Source organism: Limosilactobacillus reuteri, assembly GCF_034259105.1.
GTDB lineage: Bacteria > Bacillota > Bacilli > Lactobacillales > Lactobacillaceae > Limosilactobacillus > Limosilactobacillus reuteri_G.
Genome location: NZ_CP139477.1, coordinates 17,615 through 41,560, shown reverse-complemented (window position 1 = coordinate 41,560; position 23,946 = coordinate 17,615). Strand labels below are relative to the sequence as shown.

Here is a 23,946-nt window from a genome sequence, read left to right as displayed (position 1 = left end):
TGAAATAATCCACACATAATGATTCAAAGGAGTGTAAGTCGTGAACAAAACACGAACATTATCTGGGAGGATTGATCGTGCCTTCCACATCACAGAGAGTGGTTCCTCAATCAAGCGGGAATCTTTAGCAGGTTTAACAACCTTCGTTTCAATGGCATATATCCTCTTTGTTAACCCATCTATTTTGGGTGATGCAGGAATGGATAAAGGGGCGGTCTTTACTGCCACTGCCCTATCTGCTATTTTAGGTTCATTATTAATGGGGATTCTTGCTAACTACCCGATCGCCATTGCTCCAGGTTTAGGTGATAACGCCTTCTTCACATATTCAGTGGTCATTGCCATGGGAATTCCTTGGGAGGATGCCATGGCCGGTGTTCTGGTAGCCGCTGTGCTCTTCACTATCTTGTCATTCCTTAAAGTTCGGGAAATTGTCATTGACGCAATTCCACAGGATTTGAAATATGCGATGGCTGCCGGAATTGGGATTTTTATTTCATTTGTTGGTTTACAAGGTGGGGGCTTAATCATTGCTAATAAGTCTTCATTAGTTGGCATTGGTTCCTTTACCGTGCCAACGGTTTGGTTAACGATCTTCGGAATTTTTGTTATCGCAATCTTGATGGCTAAAAAGGTGCCTGGTGCGATCTTTATTGGTTTAGTTGCGACAACTATTCTGGGTCTTTTGACTGGTTTGATTAAGGCTCCACACCACATCATTTCAATGGCCCCAAGTCTGAAACCAACATTCGGTGTCGGGCTAGAACACCTTTCCGTAATGACTGATCCTAAAATGTGGGCGGTTGTCCTGATCTTCTTAATTGTTGCCTTCTTTGATACTGCCGGTACCTTGATCGGTTTGGCGCAACAAGCTGGCATTATGAAGGGCAATAAGATGCCGCACATTGGTCGCGCTTTGATGGCAGACTCACTTTCAATGCTTGGTGGTGCTTTCATGGGGACTACCCCAACTTCTGCCTACGTCGAATCATCAGCCGGAATTGCAATCGGTGGTAAAACTGGTTTCACGGCTGTTGTAGTCGCCTTTTTCTTCCTCTTAAGTATGGTCTTCTCACCTCTGCTGACCGTCGTGACGACCCAAGTTACCGCTGCTGCTTTAATCGTTGTCGGTGTACTGATGGTCTCTGCTTTGCGTGATATTCACTGGGATCAATTTGAAATTGCTTTACCTTCTTTCCTTGTCGTCATTGGCATGCCTTTGACCTACAACATTTCTTATGGGATTGCCTTTGGCTTCTTAACTTACCCAATCTTGATGACTGCTGCTGGTCGGCGAAAAGAAGTCAACGGAATTATGTGGACAATGTTAGTTGTCTTTGTTGTTCTGCTCTATGTTTTGAATATCTTGCCTAAATAAAGTGGAGGCTTACTAATCATGTCAGAAACTAAATTAAGTGAATACATTGATGCTGGTGCTGCTAAATTACCTGCTGACCTGGTCATTACTGGCGGGACATTAATTAATGTTAATACTGGTGAATATTACAAGGCAGATGTAGCCATTTATGACCAACGAATTGTGGCCGTTGAAAAAGATATCACCGATTATATCGGCCCCAACACTAGAAAGGTTGATGCTACCGGTAAGTATCTTGCCCCTGGGCTAATTGATTGTCACATTCACGTTGAATGTAGTAAGTTAAGTATGACCCGATTTGCTCAGGCAGTCTTACCTCATGGGACAACCAGCATCGTCACCGGTTTAGACGAATACATCTCCGTAATCGGCTTAGATGGTTTAAAAGAAATCTTCAATGAAATCGCTCAACTACCATTCAATGTCATCTGGGGACTACCTTATAAGACTCCTTACACCATTCCAAAATCAACTATCTCTTACGAGGTCACCGCTAAGGATCATGCTCAAGTGCAAACGGATCCTCGTTGCTTCGGTGTTTGGGAAACGGTTCGTGACTCCGTGGAAACTAAGGATCCAGATACCATGAAAGTACTAGAATTAGCTCATCAAAATCATCAACCCATTTTCGGCTGCTCACCAATGGCGCGTGGAAAAGCACTCAATCAATATCTAATGAGTGGTGTTTCCGTCGATCACGAAAGTTACTCTCATGAAGAATTCTTGGAAAAAGCACGGAAAGGTGTCCACACGGTGATTCGTGAATCTGCCGTGACTAAGTTTCTGAATGAAAATATTAAATCAATTACCGAGAATGTTGCTGGGGTTGCTCGGCATACTAGTTTCTGCTCCGACGATGTGAATGCTACCAGTATTCTTTCTGTTGGTCACATCGATCACATGGTTCGATTAGCAATTCAGGCTGGCGTTAGCCCAATGACCGCAATTCAAATGGCCACCATTAATGCTGCTGAAGCGTATCATATTGATGATCGGCTTGGATCAATTGCTCCTGGTAAACGAGCTGATATTTTACTGGTCGACCATCCTGGAACTTTCAATGTCGAAACTGTCATTAGTCAAGGCCAGTTAGTATTTGACGATGGTCAAGAACAATTTGCTTTTACGGTTCCTGCCCGCTCAAGCGAATTAACGGCAACTGTACATCGTGACCCATTATCAGCAAATGATTTCCAATATCATACTGATCACGCTGATGGTACTGCACTGGTGGAAACGATTAACAGCATTGGCCCCTTCGTTCGGAAACGTCGTGACGTCAAATTGCCTGTTGAAGATGGCATTATTAAGCCTGATGTTGACCAAGACGTGGCCCTAGTTTCTGTGGTTGAGCGGTACGGAATCAACGGTAATATTTCTCACGGTTTTATCTCTAGTTGGTCTTTCAAGAAAGGGGCGATTGCAACCACTGCTGCCCCTGACGACAATAACATGGTTGTCGCTGGTGTGAACTATGACGACATGGCACTAGCTGCGAATAAGTTAATCGAACAAGGTGGTGGCCAAATTGTCGTTGTTGATGGTCAAGTGGTTGCTAACCTACCTTTGCCAATTGCTGGGATTTGTTCAGACTTACCTGTTGAAGAATTAGCTCAACAAGAAAAGGCCTTGCAAGAAGGAGCACGGGAGATTGGTTCTAAACTGCCAGACCCTATCTTCTACCTTTCCTTCCTCCCAATCACTGCAATTCCTGATTTAGCCATTACCGATGGCGGAAACGTGGATTACACGCAATTAAAATACTTCAATCCAGTGTTGGATTAGAATAAATAAACGGATCCATCTCCGTACAATACCCCTTAGGGTTGACACTTTAAATAATAAGGCTCTTCGTCAAGAAGTACTGATGAGAAAATAAAATAATTTTACTAAGCAGCTTGTGCCTGGACTTTGGCATGAGCTGTTTGTTTATTTCTCCAGTTTATTGCAATGTAGGTATTTGGTAATGCAAGGAGGATTCTAATTCGGAAATTAAAGAAATTACGAAAGCCATAAGCAGTTCGTTTAATAACTTTAATTTTATTGTTAGTTCCTTCAACGGGACCATTTGTATAGGTATCATATTTAAAACTATTGTAAATTTCTTGTTTATAGCTGCGAAGAGTATGCTGAACTTTTTGCAGTGCTTGGGGAAGCTGCGTCCATTTAATCGCGAGTAAGTTTTTTAATTCTTTCTTGCTACGATGAGCAATCACCAGAATTAAGTTTTGATAGTATTCATAAGCCCTTTTTAGTTCATTATCAAAGCTTAGAAGACGATGAATGACTTCCACATCGGTTAATTGAGCGTAACTAAAGTTACGCCTTGACCAATAATTATCATATTTAAGCTCATTAGCAGGCGTTAGGAGTAATTTCCAAAAGTGCTTAAGTGCACGCCATTTATGAGTGCCAGCACCGGCACGATTCATTACTTGGATCCTAATTTTGTTAAATGCACGATATGCTTGAGCAACAATATGAAAATGATCAGCGATAATTAAAGCGTGGGGGAAAAGCTCATGAATCAAATGGCGGTAAGGAGTGTACAAGTCAACCGTTACTGTTTGAACTGCTAAGCGTGCTGAACGGTCATATCGAAGAAAGTATTTTCGCAGATAGCTATTTTTACGTGACAAGATAATATCAAGCGTCCGCTTATTTTCAATATTCATTAGAATCATACTCATTCCGCTGGGGGCAAAGCGACCAGACTTGAAATCATCAAAGGCAATATGGCGAGGTAACCAATGATAGTTAGGCTTAAAAAACTGATCAAGATTTGTAATGACTCGTCTAATTGTCCAGTCAGAGACATTTAATTCTTTGGCTAAATCACTTTGTGATTCGTTTTTTGTTAGAAGCATCATTGCCCGTTGTTTTATCGCTAAAGAGATATGATTACGATAATGAATATCTTCAACGGCTGCTAATTTAGTAACTACTTCAGGGCAAGAAGAAGAAGCTTTACAGATATATTTTTGCTTTTTAATCGACCAGATTGTTGGCTTAAAGTGAAGCTCTGGTCCCAAGCAATTAACTGTTCTATAGCCATTTTTACACATTAAGTGTCCACATTTTGGGCAATGCATGGGGTAAGTTTGAATAAGATGGACAATGATTTGATTAGGTTGATCTTCAATTGGGTTATCAAAATTCTTTTCATCTAGTTTGAGGTAAGGATCTTTAATTCCTAAGATAGTTTTGATAGAATTGTTCATGAAAGACGGTCCTTTCTTAGCGAAGACGGGGTCCAACCATCTTTCGCTTTTTTATTTTAAATTTTAAACAAATAAAGCCCTGATGTTAAATTCATCAGTACTTAAAATTGTAGAGCCAATAATAAAAGTGTGAATCCTAGGGGGTGTTTTGCATTGTAAGTTATTCAACTATTGAAAAGCTTAAATTACTTCATGATTATCAGAAATCGGATTATGGTTTAACGGTGTACTCCGATTACCATGGTGTCCGGCCAGCAAACATGAGTGAGTGGATTAAACAATTCCTACTCGCTGGATTGGCGGGATTAATTAGACCTAAGCATAATCAGAAGTACTCGTTAGAGACTAAGTTAACTGCTGTAAAAGCTTATCTTTCTGGCAAGTATACTAATCAAGCAATTCTCCAGCAGTATCAAATTAGAAATATTTCTCAACTACATCAATGGGTTATCAGTTACAATAGTGGCAACCTTACCGTTAATCAGACAACGAGAAAGCGAGCTAGAAGAACGGGACGAAAAGTAACCTTTGATGAAAAGAAGAGGATCGTTCAATGGACGATTGACCATGACAACAACTATAAGGTGGCTGCTGAGAAGTATAACGTTAGTTATCAACGTGTTTATTCTTGGGTACATAAGTATCAGGAAAGCAATGATTGGGCAGCATTGAAGGATAACCGTGGGTGTAACAAGGGTAAAGAACCGACTAATGAATTAGAACGGTTAAGAAAAAAGTTCGCGAATTAGAGGCTCGAGAGCGTGAACGGGAGGTTCAAATTGCATTTGCAAAAAATTAGTCGAAATACGCAATCGGGAGGTGGATCGACCGGACGATATCAAGCGATTCAGGAAATGATAGCCGAGGGTTATTCAGTCCGTGAATTAACCAAAGCTGCTGGAGTGTCTAGGCAAGCTTACTACAAGTGGCTTAAACATGATCCAAATGAACGTGAAATCGAGGAATTGGAACTCCTCAAGTTAATTAAGCAGTTAGAAAATGAACACAAACAAAGTGTTGGTTATGACAAAATGACCAGGTTAATTAATTTGAGTCAGCAAGTTCCCTATAAGGTGAACAAGAAACGGATTATTCGTATCATGCGAAAGCATGGTATTAAAGCTGACTATCGTCAGCCCAAACATAAGCGTATTCAGGTTCAACAAACTTATGAAGCTGAAAACATTCTTAAACGACAATTTGATCAAAGCGCAGCAAACCAAGTCTGGGTTACGGATACAACTGAGTTAACGTATGGGATTCGACGCAATAAGGTTCGGCTACACGTAGTATTAGATCTGTATGGGTAATATCCAGTAAGTTGGTTAATTACGCCAACGGAAACGGCCGAAGGTGCAATCAAGGTATTTGAACAAGCCAGAGTCAGTGAAGGAGCATTAGCTCCGTTAATCCATACGGATCGTGGTTCAGCATACATATCAAAAGCATTTAATCAATACTTGACCATTAATGGCACATGTCATAGTTACTCTGCACCAGGTACTCCAGCCGATAATGCAGTAATAGAACATTGGTGGGCAGATTTTAAGACGATATGGATAGCTCACCTACCTAAAGCACAGACATTAATAGAATTAGAGTAACAAGTTGAAGCAGGCATTACATACTTCACTGAAAAATTTATCTCGGCGAAAAGAAACGACCTTACCGCAGCAGAATATCGCTTTGGCAAGGCCAGCTAATTTTCATTATTTAAAGTGTCAACTTGACAGGGCACAGTACCGCGAGTTTGGCGGTTCATGATTAAAACTCCAGATATGATAAAATAATAGAGCAGGCAAGTTTCAAGGACGGTGGCCGACACGCATTTTGGAGGTGGTTCAATGAACTTCACCATTAAGAAAGGGCTGTTGGCACATGAGCGCTTACCAAGCACTTATGTTAATGTTGGTCTTTGCGACCTTCGTGGTTGCATTGCTGACCTTTATTTTCTCATTTTGTTGAAAATAAAAGACCGTCCCAGTAACTTTGGCAGGTTGCGGACGATCTTTTATTAGTTCTAAGTAACCAGGCCACCGTCTTTTTAACGGGCCTGCTTTTTGTGTATCTATATTATAACATGGTTTTCTAAAAGATTGTACAGAAGACTGCTTGGCCGCGTTACAGCAAGCTCGGGCCATGATGGTCCACTGTTTTAATGGGCCAAGTTATTCATTTGTTTTAAGTTGCCAATTGTGTCCGAGCAAAGCCTTTAGTAGGGTGGCAAATCTCTTATATCAACCTGTCATTAAAATTCTTGTTTTAATGACTGGCTAATAAATGATAAATATTTTCGCTACTTATTTTTATTCGTTTTCGCTTGCATCATAAGAAACAAAAGTATTAGGTGGATTATAGAATGAAGTTAGCCACCCAGTTGGTGGTAAATAAAAAACGCCATTCGGCGTGACATCAGGTATCATATTAAGTGAACCAAACCTATATGAAAGGATGTCCGTCAAATGACGCACTTAAATGATACCATGTCTACTAGTTTATTGACTACTCATAAAAAGAATGCTCATCTTACTAAAGAAGAACGTGTGATGATTGCGACTTTAAAGTCGCAAGGACTTTCCAATCGCGCAATTGGTCGCCAATTAGGAGTTAATCATCAAACAATTAATAACGAGCTCAACCGTGGTACGGTCCGCCAACTTCGTCGTCAAAAATCTAATGGTAAGATTTACGAATATTCTTACTACATCTATAGTTATGAAGCTGGTCAGGCCACATATCTTGAACATCACCGCCATTCTGGTCGTCGTCGCTTATATTATTCTTCAAAGCAATTTTTACGATTAGCTGATCAGCTAATGCTTGGTGAGTTTGACGACCACCATTACTCCCCACAAGCGGTTATTTATAAGGCTCGAGATTTAATGAATGATGGCACCCTGATCCCAAAGTCGGTTGTAACTTTATATCAATGGATTAATGAGGGTGTGCTTCGTACGTCCAATTTAGACCTCTTTGAAAAACCTAAACGTAAGCATCATCGAACTCATCCGCAAGCTAAAAGGTGCTTAGGGCCTAATATTGCTCAACGACCTCAAACTGCGGACCAACGGTCCGAAATTGGCCATTGGGAACTAGATACAGTTCAGGGACAGAAAAACGGTAATGACAGTGTTGTACTAGTAATGACTGATCGCCTTTCACGAGTTAATATCACGAGTAAAATTGCTGGTAAAACTGCGCATGCAGTAAATCAGTTCTTTATAAATTTACGCCAGAAAATGGGCACAGATGCTTACTATCGCATCTTTAAGACAATAACCTCTGACAACGGTTCAGAATTTAGTGAGTTAACACAAGTTCACGATCATGTTTTCTATGCTGATCCGTATTCCCCTTGGGAACGTGGATCCAATGAGATCAATAACCGGTTTCTCCGCAAGGAGATTACCAAAGGTGAAGCTATAAATAACTATAGTAGTGCTCAGATCATAGCGACTAATGATTGGATGAATCACTATCCACGAGCTATGTTTAATGGACATTCGTCAATGGATATCTATCGTAAGGCCTTCTACCAAGAGATATCACAGCTCCATCAACCAATAATCAATTGGTCAGTATTATTTATTTGAGTCCAGTGGCTAACTTATTCTTGAAATTTAGGAACAAAAGTATTACTACTAATTGTTTTAGGTTTAGAAATATGATCATCTAGGTCTATATCCATGTCATCAAAATCGTTATTACTATACCCAACATAATTATCAGAGGGAAAGTGTTTATCCATATATTCTTGACTCACACCGGTTTTAAGTATACTAGCAATATGAGACTTTTTCACTGGTGTAATATCTACATCGTAGGTTCCATCGTTTACTCTTGTTGCCACAACATAACTAGGAATTGATTCACCATCGTATGAATATTTAAAGACATATCGCTTTGTTTTTCTATTTTGTAATAATTCATGAAATTTGGCATCATTATCTACTCCAAACATATCTGCCAACATTTCACTAACATCAGATTGATTTTCTGTTTGATTCATAAAGGAGTTACGTTTCATACAATAGTCTATAACATCATCTGGATCACTGTACCCCTTAGGTAAAATATTTGCTTTAACAATCAGGACTACTATAGCTAGTACGGCTAGGATTCCCCAAAAGTATTTTTTCTTCCAAATTTCTTTAATCTCTTCCTTACGAAGATCTGCTGAAGAGTCTTCTAGTACTTTCATTTTCTGAATCGGCTTTCGCTTAATAGGATCTTGGCCATTATTATTGCTAAAAATTTTTTCTGCGTTATCTTGCTTTAATTTATAGCCGCAATTAGTACAAAAATCATCTCCCTTTTGTATTTCATGACCACACTTTGGACACTTGCTATTCATAAAATTTACTCCTTGCCTATTTTAATTTTGTATAAGTTAATATTATCATAAATACATATAATATTATTAGATGAAAAGAGGATTACTTATGCAAATTAAATATGTGGAAAACGTTAAATCGAATTTAGACATGACAAATAAAAAGATACTGCGAGCTTCTATTTTAAGGATTGTCCAACAATCTATTATTAGAAATCACTTAGATTTTGACCTTGCACTAAATAATGACTTTTATAAGGATGAAGAGATTAATATTGTTTTTAAAAGTGAGCATTTAGGATTAAATAATAATCTACTAATTATAACAAACTACAGAATCGTTAATATTTCTCAATCTACTATAGATACCATTATTAATGGTGAGAATGCTAATGAAAATAATATTAAAGATAATTTTCTATTTATCGATTTAAGCTCTTGTCAAGATAATCTTTATGATGGGAGCTATTCACTAATATTGAAATATGGAGATAATAAGAAGTTAATTATTAACGCAAATACTGAACATGATGCAACTTTTATAAAGAAGAGTATAAAACCATTAATCTTAAATAATAATGAAAAAATGGTTGAGACATATAATACTATAATTGAAGAGAAAAATACTCAGCCATTTAATATCTCATCTCTTAAAATTGATCCTAAAGAAAAGACTGTACAGGATGTAATACAGGAAGAAGCAGATGTTACTAATGATAAAAATAGTAAGGAAAAGGATTCGAGACAAGAAATACAAGATCAAAGTAAAATCGAAGAAGGAGATAATGACGCCAAAGAAAATAAATGTCGTTTCTCCTTCGGGCCTGCTCCTAAAGGATATCATCAAGTCGATATTATTTATGCTCAGGGGCCAACAATTAACTGGATTAGTAATAACGGGAATTTCCCAAAGGGTATGGATAAAGCACTAGAAGAATTAGTTAAAATAATGGATGATGATGAACTTGTTTGTAATTTGCGTTTTACTACCCAAAATATGGGGGATACTTTTGCTGTCAATTTAGCAGGAGATTTGTATAAAAAAGATTAAAAAATAAAGATGAACCGAAATTATTCTCAGTTCATCTTTATTTTTTAATCGCTTCCTGTTTGCTGAATTTCGACCTGGTCACTTAAATCTTTAACGGCAGATCCCATATTACGATTATTTAAGTAATCCATAATGTCATTTTTAGATATTGATTTGACAGGATCATAAACTTTATCAGAGTCAAATCCTTCATTTTCTGATTCACGATAAATATTGATGGTATCGTCTGAATCGATAGTATATAAGAATACCGGACCACCATCATTTCGATTTTCTTCTCTATAGACCTCGTAAACTTGATTTTGTCCCTTTTTCGAAAGCGAATCAAGCAGGCTACTATCACTTGGAATTTTTACGATATATCCATTTGAATCAATAGAAGAATCGGATATATCGTTTTTAGCTACGTAGTATATTAATGCCGCTGCATCTAATTTGGGATTATTTCCTGAACTCAACTCATAGTTGTGTGAGGATGATTTTTCTCCATTAGAATTGTCAGATATACTACTAGAGCTTCTAGATTGGGTTCGTGAAGACGTCGTTTGATTGGAATTAGAGTTACTCTTCTCTTTACTATTCACTTCGTATAATATAAATCCCGCTATAACAATCAATAAAACAATTATTATAGCAACTAACAATTTATTATTATTTGAGTTAGACTGCCTTATATTTTCTCGTGTTTGTACAGTTTTCTTACTTGGCTCTAATTGTTTCTCAGGATGTTGTGTTGCAAAATGATATCCACATTTTCTGCAAAACTTTGCATCGCTTTTGTTAGATGCCCCACATTTAGGGCAATGCTTTTCCATATTTCCTACCTCATTTTTAGAATTCCATCTATGAATTAACGTTTAAATTATACTCATTAAACGTAATCAAGTAAAATGAATGTTTTATCAATTTATTTAGAAGGCTAGTAGAATTAAATCTATGAAAACAGCTACCAAACATGCAGCTATCCCTATATAACCCCAGAAAATAACTTTCTTACTTCCTTTACCAAAGGTTTGTGTAAATTCTCTTACTAGGATAAGGCACCCAATTATATTAATCACAGGCGCAATATTCTCTTTGTGAATGAAGAAGCTGCTGAAAAGTATTAATACTACAGCTGTAATCGTCCAAATTAATGTTATTGTTGATTTTTTCATTGCCTACCCCTTGTCTTTATAGTAACTTTCATCTACTTCAAACTTAGGTAACTGATCAATTAAATCAACAGTTTGAACTGATACATTTATGATTCTTAAAAGCAAATTGAAAATATATTTAGGGTCGTCACTATAGTCATTTGGATCATCAATGATACCTGATTTATTGTCTGTTTTTACCTTATATTGATCCATGATCCATTCAATTGCTGATTTTCCATTTACTATATATTGGTACGCTTTTTCAGGAATATCACTAATTGTAATATAACTATTGAAAATAATTGTAGATCTATCTTTTACCGATTTGCCTGTTTTGGGATCTTTCTTTTTACCGTATTTCATTTTATTAACCCTATAATTAGGTACTCCATTTAATCTGATCGTAACTTGTTTATAAGGTTCTACCTCTTCATAATTAAGATGTAGTGATATTAGTTTTTTACCAATTTTAACGAATTTATCTATTCCCTTTACAATAGGAATCTTCGCAATGTCTTTTCGTAAATTATTGGCATATTTTTCTTGATAGTCCTTCTCATTTAATAATGCATAGATATATGCGAATATTTTTGAAGGTTCCGAGAGTGTTTCAGATATTTTCCTCATATTAGAGGTGGGCTCCTTTATTAACTCGTCGCTATCTTCATGATGTATGTCTTTCATAAAGCCTTGTCCGGCATACATTAATTCTGCATTAGGTATTTGATTGGTTACAATTGAAGAAAAGTTTCTACTTATACCACGACCCGTAGTAAATAACATCAGGTTAGATAATCCCCATTCTTCTGCATACGAACGAGAGCGCTCTATAAGGAGTTCATCATAGTACATCCATTTCTTTGTAAATGGTCTATAAAGAGTCTTTATAAGTTTCTTGTCAGTATACTTAATGATGTTATTTGCACGGGCAGCTTTTAGCAACTTAGAAGTCCATTTTATATATTTTGGATCATTATTGACCTTGTAGTCTTTGTCCTTTGCTAAAGATTGTAGTTCATTATTGTAATGTCGTATTAACTTATGAGTTTTATTCTTAACCTCGTTTTTCCCAAATCCTATTACCCAAGCGTCTCTATTAGTCTTTACACCCATTGTGTGTGAGCCAAATATTGCGTGTGAGCTATGATCATCTGCTAATGGAATAAAGCTTTCGTATTCTGTGTTGCGCTGATTCAACCAATCATTAAATTTATCTGGTTTCAGAATATGGGTTGGTAAGTTAAAAATTGAATTGTTCTTTTTTATTAATCGTAGTTTCTCTTTTCGAGATAGTCCTTTTCCTATATCGGCGTAATGAATTTTATGCTCTAGTGTACCGTCTTTTACCAGAATTATAATAGAGACACCAGTCATGATATCGAAAATATTTTGTCCTTCATCTTTTGCTAATTGTCCAGTTTTACCGTGAATTGCTCCCCTTAAATTATAAATATAAATATGGTTGAAGTCTTTATATAAATTTGCTCGGAAACCATCGGCACTTTTACTATCTAAATAGCCACTATTAGTTATGAATCCAACGATCCCTTTCTTCTGTATTCTGTCTGTTGCCCATCTAAAAGCTTTTATGTAGGAATCATACATACTAATACTATTCTTAGTTGTACTGTCTTTTACATACGTATTTGCGATTTCTTGTTCCAATTTTGGATAATGCATATTTGAATCGAGTCTATTTGAATTATGGTTTACGATTGAATATGGCGGATTACTAATAATAGCTGTAATTGGTTGTTCTTGTTGTTTCTTTAATCTTTCGTTATTTTGCCCTAATAACACATCTATAAAGGAATTCTGGCGTTCCGTACTTTCAAATGTATCCGTTAATACAATTCCCTCAAATGGTTGATAACCTCTATCTGGTCCATTAACCTCGTCGAAGACAGCTTCAATATTAATTGCTGCGATGTAATAGCTAAGTAAGATAATTTCATTTGCATGGAGCTCATGAAGATATTTACGCAGGATATTGTCAAAAGTAATTTTGCCCTCGTCCATTTGTTGTTTAAGATATTGTAGGGTTCGAGTAATAAAGGTTCCGGTTCCAGTAAACGGATCAAGAATATGTACACCTTTATCGGATAAATGCTTTCCAAAATACTTTTGAAGTGCGTCATCAACTGAATGGATAATAAAGTCTACAACTTCAACAGGCGTAAATACGATTCCTAATTGTTCAGTAGTGTCCTTAAACCCTGTACTAAAGAACTTATCGTATAAAGTGACAATAAGTCTCTGTTTTCCCTCAGCGTTATCGATACCCGAAGCACGTAGTTTAACTGATTCATAAAACGGCTTTAATTGTTCCTGTTCCTTTGCAAATCCAAATACCTTTAATGTAGTAATAATATCGTTTAGTGATTTAGAAACAACATTATTCTTCACAAAATCGTAATCGCCAAATAATGCGTCAAATATCGGTTCAGTGATAAGATGTTGGGCCAACATCTGAACAGCATCGTCCTTACTAATAGAATCATTAATATTATGATGAAGACTGGTAAGAAACTTATTGAAGGCCATCTTTGCTCCTTCGTTGCTGTCAATTAGATCGCTAATTCGTCTGATATACATCTTTGCAATATCAGCGACATCTTTTGACCAATCCTCAAGATACCGTCGATCCCCTACCTTTTGAACGACTCTTCCATAGAACGCATTTTGCATTTCTCTCCAATCAAGAGGAAGTTCAAGTTGCTTTGGCTTTTGATTCTTTTCTATTTCTTTTCCATCATTTTCAGTAACATCCGTATCAGGGCTTGAGTCTACACCGATAAAATTGATCCGGCCATCTTTTTTCTTATTAAGATCAAGCTTGTTGACTTCGGCATCGAAACGTTCATCAGTGGAGCGTAGAGCATTAAGGACTTGCCAAACTTGCTTATACTGCTTATCGTTGTCTAACGCATCTCGAGGATCAACACAATTTGCAACAACAATTGGCAAAATAATATATCCGTATTCTTTCCTTTCGGCGCGTCGCATGATTCTACCAACAGCTTGCACAATATCAACTTGTGATTTTTTGGGACTGAAAAAGATAATACCGTCTAGATTAGGAACATCAATACCTTCTGTAAGGAATCGGACATTGGATAAAACACGGGCACGGTTATCCTCGATATTATCGTCAGCTAACCAATCTATTGCCTCTTCTTTCTCTAAAGCATTTAAGCCTCCATCAACGTGTTTAACATCTACTTTAAAGCTATCAATTGACTGAGCATCAAGGTATTCATTAACAACTTCTTCAAATTCTTTAGAAATTGCTTCAGAGTGTTTAATGGTATCAGTAAACGCAATAGCTCGTTTCATTGGCGCACCTGTTATTTCGCCAGTAACACCATTACGTTTAACCATTGCATTCCATACACCAATTATTTTTCCAATATCGTCAACCTTTAATTGATTATCGGCGGCCATAATCTGCTGCATATCTTTATTAATATACGATTCACTAACTGCCAAGACAGTTACCTTATAGTCAGTAAGGAACCCTCTTGATACAGCTTCACCGAAACCAAGACGATATATTTCCTCACCATATTTATCGGTATCATCCATAGAGGAAACAACAATACTATTTTCTTCAGCCTTGCGTTTAGCGTTTTGATCGTAAATTTTTGGAGTAGCGGTTTGATACAAACGTAGCTTACTCTTTATATTTTTATTAGAGTGTACTTCGGTAAATGCACTATCTTCTCCTAGTTTAGTTGCACCAGTAGTTCTATGGGCTTCATCAGCAATAATTAAGTCAAACTCTGGGTAACCTTCTTCTTGTGCTTTGTGCAGGACGTCGATTGACTGATACGTACTGAATACCACGTTCATATTTTTCCCTAACTTTAGAGATTTGATCTGGTTATAATTGTTCATTAGCTCAGTAACATTAGTAGTAGGTTCAAATCCAATATCCTTTGCTCCAAGATCATCATCATTTTTACTCTTTTTCTGATTAGCCTTGCGGTCAGATACAACAGAGAAAGAAGTCATATGAATATCTTCAGAGACATCATTATTCCAGTTAAAGAGTGTCTGGGAAAGCAACTGAATACTTGGAACCAAGTAAAGAACATTAAATGTTTTCTTACCTTGATCCTCCATTAACGCTTCTGTAATTTTAAGACTGGTAAATGTCTTTCCCGTACCTGGTGCCATAATTAACTTCCCACGATCATGTTCCTTAAAATATTTAAGGGAATTATTAATTGCATCTTCTTGGTAGTAACGAAGTTTTTTCTCTTTTTTTATTTTTAGATCATTTTCTTTAGCAAATGAAAATTTTTGCCAATCAAAATGAGCACGTCTTAATTGAGAGAGACCGATACGTGTAATTGGTTTTGTATTATTCTCTAATGCAGCTTCTGCATTACGATTCCAATCATCTATTGAGGAGACTAACATACCTGCTGAATAGTAATCTTTCCCCATTTCAGCAACGAAGGAGTTGATGGTATCTTTTCCTACTTTTCCCTTGTAATATTTAGCTTGAATTGCTGTTAAATTACCAGCATAATCACGGGCTACAATATCTACTCCTAAATCTCTTTTAGGGATTCCATATTCTTCTGGAACCTCGTTTAACATCCAAACATCGGCATATGTTTGCTTATATGTTGGTTCGTTCTTTAAGTACGCAACCACCATCTTTTCGAAAGCTGTACCACGATCTCGTTGATTCTCTAAATTATCATCAATTTGTTTAACTAATTCATCAAATGTTGCCATAATTACTCCCTATTCCTTTTTCTAGGATCTTTTTCGCCAGTAATAGCTTCCATTGCTTTAGTGGTTACAACCCATGTGCTTCCAAATTTGCGGATTGAACCTTCTGGAAACTTTTCTGGTGTTTTTTTATATGCTGTTCTTACATATCCTTCATTTTTATCCCATATTTTAGCTGCTTCTTTTGCATCCATAATATTGGGATTATTTAAATCTATTTCATTCATTTCTTTCCCCTTATTATTGATATATTAAGTATATAATAGACACGCTTACGTGTAAATGAGTATAAAAAAGAAGCCCAGGACTGGGAAGATGTCCTGGAGCTCCAATGAAGATGAAAATCGTTACTCTAAATAGTAACTGATCATATTATACCCTATTTGTTCTACTTGATCATAGTATTATTTTGATATTATGATAAAATTGGTGGTTTGTATCCTGCGCAGGGGACAATTGATAGAAATAAGAAAAATAGACATCTATTAACTACTTCAATTGAGGTAATGATAGATGTCTATTTTTTGTTAGATTCTTACTGTGCAGCACACAACACCCTAATTATATCATAACACGAAAGTAGCTATTTAATAAGTATTACGCCACCAGTCAACCGTAGATTTTTCATTGTATATTCTATTTCCGAATTTTTTCATAAACCATTTAACCTGTTCTGGAGTATAGCCTCTAAAAACCATGGGTAACTTATTCCATTTATTATAAATAGCAAATAGAAATAAAATATATTCTCTACTATCTATATCTTTAGCAGGAATTTCGCTTATCATAACAGGAGAGATTGCCGTTCCTAAAGTGGCAAAAGTATCTAAACTCATTTTATAGGTGAGATGGTAGCCGTCAAGGTTAGTGGTGAACACGAATAAAGCTTGTTTCTTTCGTGGATTGTATATTTCCTCTATTTTTTTATTGGCCCTTCGTAATAATTTTTTAGTAGGATTTAAAATTGGTCCTTTCATTTAGAGACATCTCCTAAAAGCAATCATGCATATAGATATATTGATGACTTGGGGTACTAATATCATAATCAAAATAGTCGTGATATCGACGAATTCTTTCCCACTGTGCGTTCCTAAAAGCTTGTTCTTTGGGTATTTTCTTTGCTTTTGCTGACTCAAGAGCCCTGGCAATCTCTTCTAAAGATAGTTTTACGTCTTTTAGTTCTACCTCAATAATGGCAAGAGTCTGATTTCGAAGATTTTCCTCTAATCCCGAAGGTAGATTTTCTTTTTTTAACATATGGTCACGCATATAATTCATTAATTCAACTATCTTTGTTGCTTGCTCTTTACTATAGACATAGGCTGAATCAACGTTTGTATATTTTTCAGATCGTATAAATCCCGCCACTTTACTAATATAAGTACCCGACTCTTCATCCAAAACACGGTATATCTTATTACTCATTACAATCATCCTTTAACACTTCGATCGAACGTTCGTTTGTATAATAAGTATATCATGCGTACATATGTTCGTGAAGAGGATAATAAAAAGACATCCTACTCCTTGTAGAATGTCTATAGGTTAAAGAAACATTTTTCACTAAAAAGTCTGGGGGAGATTTTAGTATATGGCAGATTGCAAGAAATAACTTGAACGAATTTAGTGACGTAGATTAAGCAAGAAGATCTCGATTGGTGTATGCCAATTAAGACATTTAATTGGCCGTGAATTCAGATACCAATTGATTTGAACCAATTGGTGATCCTATTTAGCCGGTGAAGTTCGTTAAAGATGGTGGTCTTACTAAAGCCTAAGTAGTTAGCGATGTATCGCAAGGAACGTCCTTCATTATGAAGCGTTTCAATGACAACGCGGTTCTGGAATGATAAAATAGTGGTGCCCATTAAGGTCCTTCTTTCTAATGGAATGTTGTGGTAACACCATTAAAGACCTTGATGGGTTTTTCTGTCCACTTAAATGTTCAACTTAAATTTTACAATCTGCCATATGAAAAACAATGTATATAAAAAGAAGAGTAGCGAATCAATGATAAACTTTTATATCAATATACTAGTCAATCATGCAAACAATTTCACGTCAAAGTAGACTAACTTGTTATAAAGAGAGTAAAATTAGTGTTAACAAACTAACTTATTATTAAGCATAGTTTGAACTAAATAACTAAATTATTAATAAGAAGGGATTTTAATGGCTAAGGAACATAAGAAATTATATAAAGCTGGTAAAAACTGGGTAGTAGCTACCTTAACTGCTACAACAATTACTTTGTTGGGCGGGATCGGTGCCTATACAGCTCATGCCGATACAACAGCTGAAAACAATCAATCCGTGCAAGAAAGTCAAATAAATCAAGGTGGTAACCAGAGCACTTCAGCTACTTCGACTACCGAGACAGCATTTGCTGCTACAAACAGTTCTAATGAATTGGATCCTAATATTTATGGAACAGTAAATGTAAAAGACTGGGATTATCAAGATAGTAATAACTCGAATTATTCATACGAGGTTTAATATCGGCATACCGCACAATTTTGGACCAATTCTCGTGCTGCTATGGCGTAGTCAAACCAAGATGTACTGTTTTTGCTAAAGGCTACCAAATTATGGGGCTGGATAAATCTTTGATCCTCAATTTTGGGCGTACTTGCCCCTTGATCGAACGGCCTTTTTTTGATTTATCGTACTGAGCTAGCCCCACTGTAGCGCTTGGATTCGAGCTAACAGTTGATAAAACAAATCCTGATAGACGTGGTGGCGACTTAATTTTAGATAAAGTTGCCGGCCGCTGGTCACCAGCTTACCCGCTACTTTAAACAGCCATAAGCGCAAGGTTGTAACCTGTAATCGCTGATGTTGTGCAGGCAACAATTGGCGCATCAAGCTGACTAAATTATAAGCGAGGACACTGAGCATCATGCGGGCATAATTTGGTATAAATTGCGAGCTAGTCATTTTATCCAGGTAAAAGCCAGCTTTGGCTTCCTTGATATAGTTTTCCATTTGACCCCGTTGGTGATAGGCGTGAAACGCATCTTCGGCGACAAAACTCGTTAAATTGGACACGAGGTATTCATGTTGAAATAACAATTCACCAGCTGGTCGAGTTGATTTAATATAGATCTGGCGCGGCTTAGGCCATGATCGGGCTTGATAAGACGCGCGATAATAATGGACCTCGGTCTCAGTCCAATTCTGCTCATCACTGATCTGAACAAAACGTTCAGCCAGTTGGTTCAGCCGCCGATTGGCTTTCAGGCGGATCAAGTAAAAAGTGTCGTTGGCTTCACAAGTTTCGTATAATTCTGGAGTCGCAAAGCCACTATCCCCGCGGACCAAGATATCAGCGTTCGGTTTGACTTGATGATAGTGCTGTAGTAGTGGTGTGATAAAGGGGGCAATATCCGTACTGGTATAAACATTACCTGGGCGCAATTGAGCCTTTAAACAGTGGCCCGTTTGCCCGTCAAAAGCGACCAGCGGATGGTAACCCGTGGTACCGTAATGCGCATTAAAGGCCGTTTTTTCCTGATGACCATGAGTATCGGCATGGGTCGAGTCAATATCGAGAATTAGCTGTTGTTGCTTGGCGCCAGTCCACGCTTGGTCAAGCAATGCTTGATTCAACGTTTGTAATGAGGTGATGGTCTGCTCGTCACAGCGTTGCCAAAAACGGGATAACAACGGTTGTGAGGCCAATTGCGGTTGTGCCAATAGTAATTTAAATGTGGGGTCATCGCGCAAACTAGTGGCAGCTAGATCGGCAGGGTAGCCGGCGATCAACTGCAGCACGACCTGCTCTAGTAGACTAACGTTGCTGTAACGAGCGTAATGGCGCTGGTCATCAAAATGGACTAATTGATACGCTAAGGTCGTGAAATTGAGTTGCGCCATTAATTCTTTGACCAACACTAGCCCAGCATCAGTGGAAAGTTCACCACCAGTGTGCGAAATATGTAATTTAGGATTGAAATTAACTCGTTTTTCCGGTAAAGTTGCCATGAGAAGGACCTCTTTCTTTTGGTGGATAGCTGACTTGTGGTGAATCAACTATACCAAATCGGAGGTTCTTTTTCTGCACTAAAAAGGTGAAAAACAAAAAAACACAGTACCGCCCATGATAACGGGGTGACGCTGTGCTTGGAGAACTTATGGTGAATAATTCAGGTAATAATATTATTAATTTAACAGGTTACCATGGACAAGACACTCAACATATTGTAGTGCCTAATTTAAATGATTTTAATAATGCAGGAGTAAATGTAGATAATAAAGAAGCTGTAGGGGTTACTTCTACAGTCTTACATGATGCTTTACGGCATACAAGTGATCCTACAAAGTCTTATTCTACTATAGCAATTAGTAAAACAAAAGGTTTATTAAATGATAAAGTGGTTGCTACAAATGATGATTGGTCAGGTGCATTTGATTCAAAAGGAATAATTTATACTGATGATAAACTTGTTGGTCCTTTTGTATTAACCAAAGAGGATCATTTTCAACTTACAGATGTTGATTTGTCTAATCTAGATACAAGTAAAATTATTAATATGATGGCAATGTTTAATTATCAACACCATTTGAAAAGTATAAATGGTCTTAGTAATTGGAATGTAAGTAATGTAAAAAATATGTCTAGTATGTTTAGTTCAGATCCTGAGCTAAAACATCTTAATTTAAATAACTGGGATACTAGCAACGTTAAAGATATGTCATTTATGTTTTCCTCATCGAATTTAGTTATCCCTGAGAGTATTGAGAACTGGGATACTGGTAATGTTATTAATATGGAGGGAATGTTTAGTGGGAATGCTACACTCCAATCATTAAATTTGGATGATTGGGATACAAGTAATGTTACTAATATGGCTTTAATGTTCCAAAACGATACAGCGTTAAAAACAGTTAATTTAAATAATTGGGACACACATAATGTCACTAATATGGAAGGCATGTTTTCAGGAACTCCCTCTTTAACAGATTTAAATCTAAGCAATTGGGATACTAGTAGCCTAACTAATATAGAAGATATGTTTTTTCTGTCTAACATTAAGATGTTCCATGTCCGGAATTCCCAACATCATTTTAATAATCAAGTTAGACTAACTGATGTAAATGGTTTAATGGGACTGCCAGGTTCCACAATTGCTCTCATCCATACACCTACATTTTATAAAGTTGAAGCAGATAAATCTGAAACTCAAATAGTTAATGAAATAGTTGGAAAATTAGTATATGAAACTGCTGAGAAACAATATCAAATTTTTTATAAAAATTTAGATAAAGGAACACAGCTGATCTATCCAACAAAAATAAATCTAAAATTAATCAATCCTAAAGTTATTTTGAATCCTTCTGATGCTGCTAATGCCGAATTAACTTATGATATGAAAATAGGAAAACTTAAGGAGGCTGTTATAAACTATGTTGATGAAAATAATAAAATCATTCAGACAGATCATCTTACTGGAGTAGTTGGTAAGGCACTTCCTATTGAACTGTCTATTCCCAAGGGTTATCAACTCGATGAAAATGGTGAAAAGGTTCCAACTTCTTTAATTATTAAAGAGGGTAAATTACAGATAATAACGGTTAATGTAAAAAAGACACCGATAACTAAGACAGGCTCAATAAATTATGTAGATCTAACTGGAAAATTACTAAAAACAGACATTGTTTCCGGCAAAATTGGTGATAATGTTAAAATTAATATCAATTTACCAGATGGTTATGAACTAGCAAATAAAGACGAGCAACTTCCAACGACAGTACCGGTAACAGAAAATGGAATTCAAACAGTTATAGTAAATGTAAAGAAGATTCCTGTTACAGTATCAGGTCACATTAACTATATCGATCCAGATGGCAAGGTAGTAAAAACCGACCAAGTTTCAGGAAAAGTTGGCGATAAAGTTGATGTTAAGCTCTCGTTACCAGATGGTTATGAATTAGCTAATAAGGATGAACAGGTCCCATCCACTATTACAGTTGGTGATGATGGCATTGGTACTATTAATGTTAATGTTAAAAAAATCAATACTACTTTAGCTAACAATGAAGTTCCTTACGATTCAACCACCATATCGAATAATGTAAATGCTAATTATGGCTACTTAGACAGCTACAAATTGACTGAAAACAACCAAGGACAGGCCCAACTCATTGCCAGTGGTTGGCATGCTACAGGTGCAAGCAACTCTGATCGTTACCGTTATATGATTGTGTTTGATAATACACTAGGGCACGAGATTGCTCGTCAAAAGCTTGTACCGCAAGTTCGTTCGGACGTTCAAAGAGCATATTCAAATGTTGATAATAGCCTTTATTCTGGATTTAACGTCACGATCGATATTCCCAATAGTTGTATTAATCACTCGTTAAGATTAGTCTCCCGTTATAGCAATGATCCAAATAATGGGGAAGGAGCTCGGGTTGATTACTGGTTTAACTCACTAGCTCTAAATGAAGATAATCAGGCTTACTTGGATAAGCCAAGTTCAAACGGTAATACTCTAACTGTTAATGGTTGGCATGCTTCTAACCAAGCTGCTGGTCGTCCTTACCACTACATTATTGCCTGGGACCGGAACCTTGGTCATGAAATTGCACGGCAAAAGGTAACGGCTGTTAGTCGTCCTGATGTTGCTAATGTTTATAATACTGTTGCTAATGCTGTAAACTCTGGATTCAGTGTGAACTTTAACCTAACTCCACAGTTCTTCAATGACAATATTCAATTTATTTCTCGCTGGACAGATGATGCTGCCGGAAATGGGAATGCTGTAGATTATTGGTTTAAACCAATAAACCGGGCAAATCGATCTAACCTTGATTCTGTTACACTAAGCAACGGTCAATTACAAGTTGCAGGCTGGCATGCTACAGATCTTTCACAGCTTGAACCTAATCATTATTTGATCGTGTTTGATAATACTACTGGACAACAGGTTGCTTCTGAAAAGGTTGGTTTACAATCATCGCAAGATGTTAAGAATGTCTTTGGCGATATTCAAACTGCAAATCACTCACGGTTCAACTATGCATTCAACTCACTACATTTAATTTCAGGACACAATTACTCATTAGTTAGCCGATATTCAGCAGATGCTAATGGTAATGGTAATAATGGTGCACATACTGACTCCTGGTTAAATATGGGAACATTCCAACAATCAGCCTATTCCATTGACAATGTTGTCCAAAATGATCGCCATCTGACTGTACAGGGCTGGTTAGCTAACGATTATGCAATGACTAAACCGTATGCCTATGCAATCTTAATTCAAAATGGCCAAGAAATTGGACGTCAACGATTAAATCTTAGTGAACGTGATGATGTTGCTAAGGTCTATCCACAAATTTACCGCAGTCAATATAGTGGCTTTAATGCTAACTTTGATTTGCCAACACTATCGACTGCAGGGTTACAACTGGTCTTAAGATTTACTGATGATCCGGCAGGAAATGGTAATAGTTCAGACCAATGGATTAAGCTAAATAAGTTTAGCCTAGCAGATTAATTCTTACAGTAAGCAATTAAGATAAAAAAATAACTCTTTATCAATTGGTAATGATAAAGAGACTTAGAGAACTAGACTTAGCCACTTCGACTATTGATCTAGTTCTTTTTTAGGTTCTATGATATTCGGTAAGGATAAGATAATTTCTGTACAATACCCATCTTTGTTCACCTTATAAAATACTTGTTTTATTTTTAATTATAGTCTTACCGGGGGATTGTTTACCAATACAAAAGAGGTCCTTCACATAGCGAAGATCCTCTTCTTTTATTGGGAGATACGGTTGAAGGTAAAACCGCTTTTCACTAAAATTCTTGGAGGAGATTTTAGTGAAGTTTTCTTGCATCTCAACATCGAAAAAATAGCTTCTCAGCGCAATTTAAATGATCAACTATATGCCAATCGGTTTTTCGTTTCGTCTGAGGGGCATTTTTTTGAGTCTACGGAAGTTTATTAATCATCTGGCGACAATTTTGACGCAATTATATCACGAATGTCTCCAAATTTTTCCTTATAAATATATGAACTGTCGATAATCACTATTTTTTTCTTTTTGAACGAGTTTCTACCTATTAT

Annotated in this window: 16 protein-coding genes and 3 pseudogenes; 9 read left to right on the top strand and 10 right to left on the bottom strand. The window is 36.7% G+C overall.

The annotated features are described in order from the left end of the window. The first annotated feature begins 40 nt into the window (after positions 1–40). Positions 41–1,378, top strand: a complete 1,338-nt coding sequence (locus tag SH603_RS00665) for an NCS2 family permease (RefSeq protein ID WP_057806059.1) — start codon at positions 41–43, stop codon at positions 1,376–1,378. Between the two features lie 18 nt (positions 1,379–1,396). Then, positions 1,397–3,163 carry an adenine deaminase gene (locus tag SH603_RS00660; protein WP_419182111.1) on the top strand — a complete coding sequence of 589 codons (1,767 nt, stop codon included), beginning with the start codon at positions 1,397–1,399 and terminating at the stop codon, positions 3,161–3,163. Positions 3,164–3,267: 104 nt separating this feature from the next. On the opposite strand, the gene SH603_RS00655 is transcribed toward SH603_RS00660, so the two are convergent. Further along, positions 3,268–4,599, bottom strand: coding sequence for an ISL3 family transposase (locus SH603_RS00655; protein ID WP_321533637.1), 1,332 nt, complete (start codon positions 4,597–4,599; stop codon positions 3,268–3,270). Between the two features lie 260 nt (positions 4,600–4,859). On the opposite strand from SH603_RS00655, the pseudogene SH603_RS00650 reads away from it, so the two are divergent. The 4 genes and pseudogenes from SH603_RS00650 (at position 4,860) to SH603_RS00635 (ending at position 8,192) form a co-directional block, all read left to right on the top strand. Next, positions 4,860–5,457, top strand: a pseudogene (locus SH603_RS00650) (helix-turn-helix domain-containing protein). Further along, positions 5,454–6,302 (top strand): annotated as a pseudogene (locus SH603_RS00645) (IS3 family transposase). Before SH603_RS00650 ends, SH603_RS00645 begins: the two co-directional pseudogenes overlap by 4 nt. 175 nt (positions 6,303–6,477) lie before the next feature. Further along, positions 6,478–6,564, top strand: a complete 87-nt coding sequence (locus SH603_RS00640) for a putative holin-like toxin (protein WP_321533644.1) — start codon at positions 6,478–6,480, stop codon at positions 6,562–6,564. A 497-nt stretch (positions 6,565–7,061) separates the two neighbouring features. After that, the gene (locus tag SH603_RS00635; protein WP_013923736.1) at positions 7,062–8,192 is read left to right on the top strand and encodes an IS30 family transposase; all 1,131 of its coding nucleotides are present in this window, start codon (positions 7,062–7,064) and stop codon (positions 8,190–8,192) included. Between the two features lie 14 nt (positions 8,193–8,206). Here SH603_RS00635 and SH603_RS00630 read toward each other — a convergent pair whose 3' ends face one another. Next, positions 8,207–8,953: a zinc ribbon domain-containing protein gene (locus SH603_RS00630; RefSeq protein WP_321533636.1), complete on the bottom strand. Its 747-nt coding sequence runs from the start codon at positions 8,951–8,953 to the stop codon at positions 8,207–8,209. Between the two features lie 88 nt (positions 8,954–9,041). Here SH603_RS00630 and SH603_RS00625 point away from each other — a divergent pair, with 88 nt between their 5' ends. Continuing rightward, complete coding sequence (locus SH603_RS00625) at positions 9,042–9,983, top strand: hypothetical protein (protein ID WP_321533635.1); 942 nt, start codon at positions 9,042–9,044, stop codon at positions 9,981–9,983. A 44-nt stretch (positions 9,984–10,027) separates the two neighbouring features. Here the strand turns inward: SH603_RS00625 and SH603_RS00620 are convergent, their stop codons facing one another. The 7 genes and pseudogenes from SH603_RS00620 to SH603_RS00590 form a co-directional block, all read right to left on the bottom strand. After that, positions 10,028–10,798, bottom strand: a complete 771-nt coding sequence (locus SH603_RS00620) for a zinc ribbon domain-containing protein (protein WP_229276829.1) — start codon at positions 10,796–10,798, stop codon at positions 10,028–10,030. Between the two features lie 96 nt (positions 10,799–10,894). Then, the gene (locus SH603_RS00615; protein ID WP_142499489.1) at positions 10,895–11,140 is read right to left on the bottom strand and encodes a hypothetical protein; all 246 of its coding nucleotides are present in this window, start codon (positions 11,138–11,140) and stop codon (positions 10,895–10,897) included. A gap of 3 nt (positions 11,141–11,143) precedes the next feature. Continuing rightward, positions 11,144–15,871, bottom strand: a complete 4,728-nt coding sequence (locus SH603_RS00610; protein ID WP_321533634.1) for a type ISP restriction/modification enzyme — start codon at positions 15,869–15,871, stop codon at positions 11,144–11,146. Positions 15,872–15,873: 2 nt separating this feature from the next. Next, positions 15,874–16,095: a helix-turn-helix domain-containing protein gene (locus tag SH603_RS00605; protein WP_169470938.1), complete on the bottom strand. Its 222-nt coding sequence runs from the start codon at positions 16,093–16,095 to the stop codon at positions 15,874–15,876. A gap of 360 nt (positions 16,096–16,455) precedes the next feature. Further along, positions 16,456–16,845, bottom strand: coding sequence for a hypothetical protein (locus SH603_RS00600; RefSeq protein WP_321533633.1), 390 nt, complete (start codon positions 16,843–16,845; stop codon positions 16,456–16,458). Positions 16,846–16,858: 13 nt separating this feature from the next. After that, positions 16,859–17,293 (bottom strand): hypothetical protein, encoded by a 435-nt coding sequence (locus SH603_RS00595; protein ID WP_225437078.1) that lies wholly within the window; start codon positions 17,291–17,293, stop codon positions 16,859–16,861. Between the two features lie 305 nt (positions 17,294–17,598). Beyond that, positions 17,599–17,736 (bottom strand): annotated as a pseudogene (locus SH603_RS00590) (helix-turn-helix domain-containing protein); the annotation flags it as partial. A 304-nt stretch (positions 17,737–18,040) separates the two neighbouring features. Between SH603_RS00590 and SH603_RS00585 the strand changes: the two are divergent. Continuing rightward, positions 18,041–18,364, top strand: coding sequence for a KxYKxGKxW signal peptide domain-containing protein (locus SH603_RS00585; RefSeq protein ID WP_321533632.1), 324 nt, complete (start codon positions 18,041–18,043; stop codon positions 18,362–18,364). Positions 18,365–18,541: 177 nt separating this feature from the next. Here the strand turns inward: SH603_RS00585 and SH603_RS00580 are convergent, their stop codons facing one another. Beyond that, positions 18,542–19,852, bottom strand: a complete 1,311-nt coding sequence (locus tag SH603_RS00580; protein ID WP_321533631.1) for an IS1380 family transposase — start codon at positions 19,850–19,852, stop codon at positions 18,542–18,544. A 149-nt stretch (positions 19,853–20,001) separates the two neighbouring features. Here SH603_RS00580 and SH603_RS00575 point away from each other — a divergent pair, with 149 nt between their 5' ends. Next, positions 20,002–23,370, top strand: coding sequence for a BspA family leucine-rich repeat surface protein (locus SH603_RS00575; protein WP_321533630.1), 3,369 nt, complete (start codon positions 20,002–20,004; stop codon positions 23,368–23,370). Positions 23,371–23,946 lie beyond the last annotated feature (576 nt).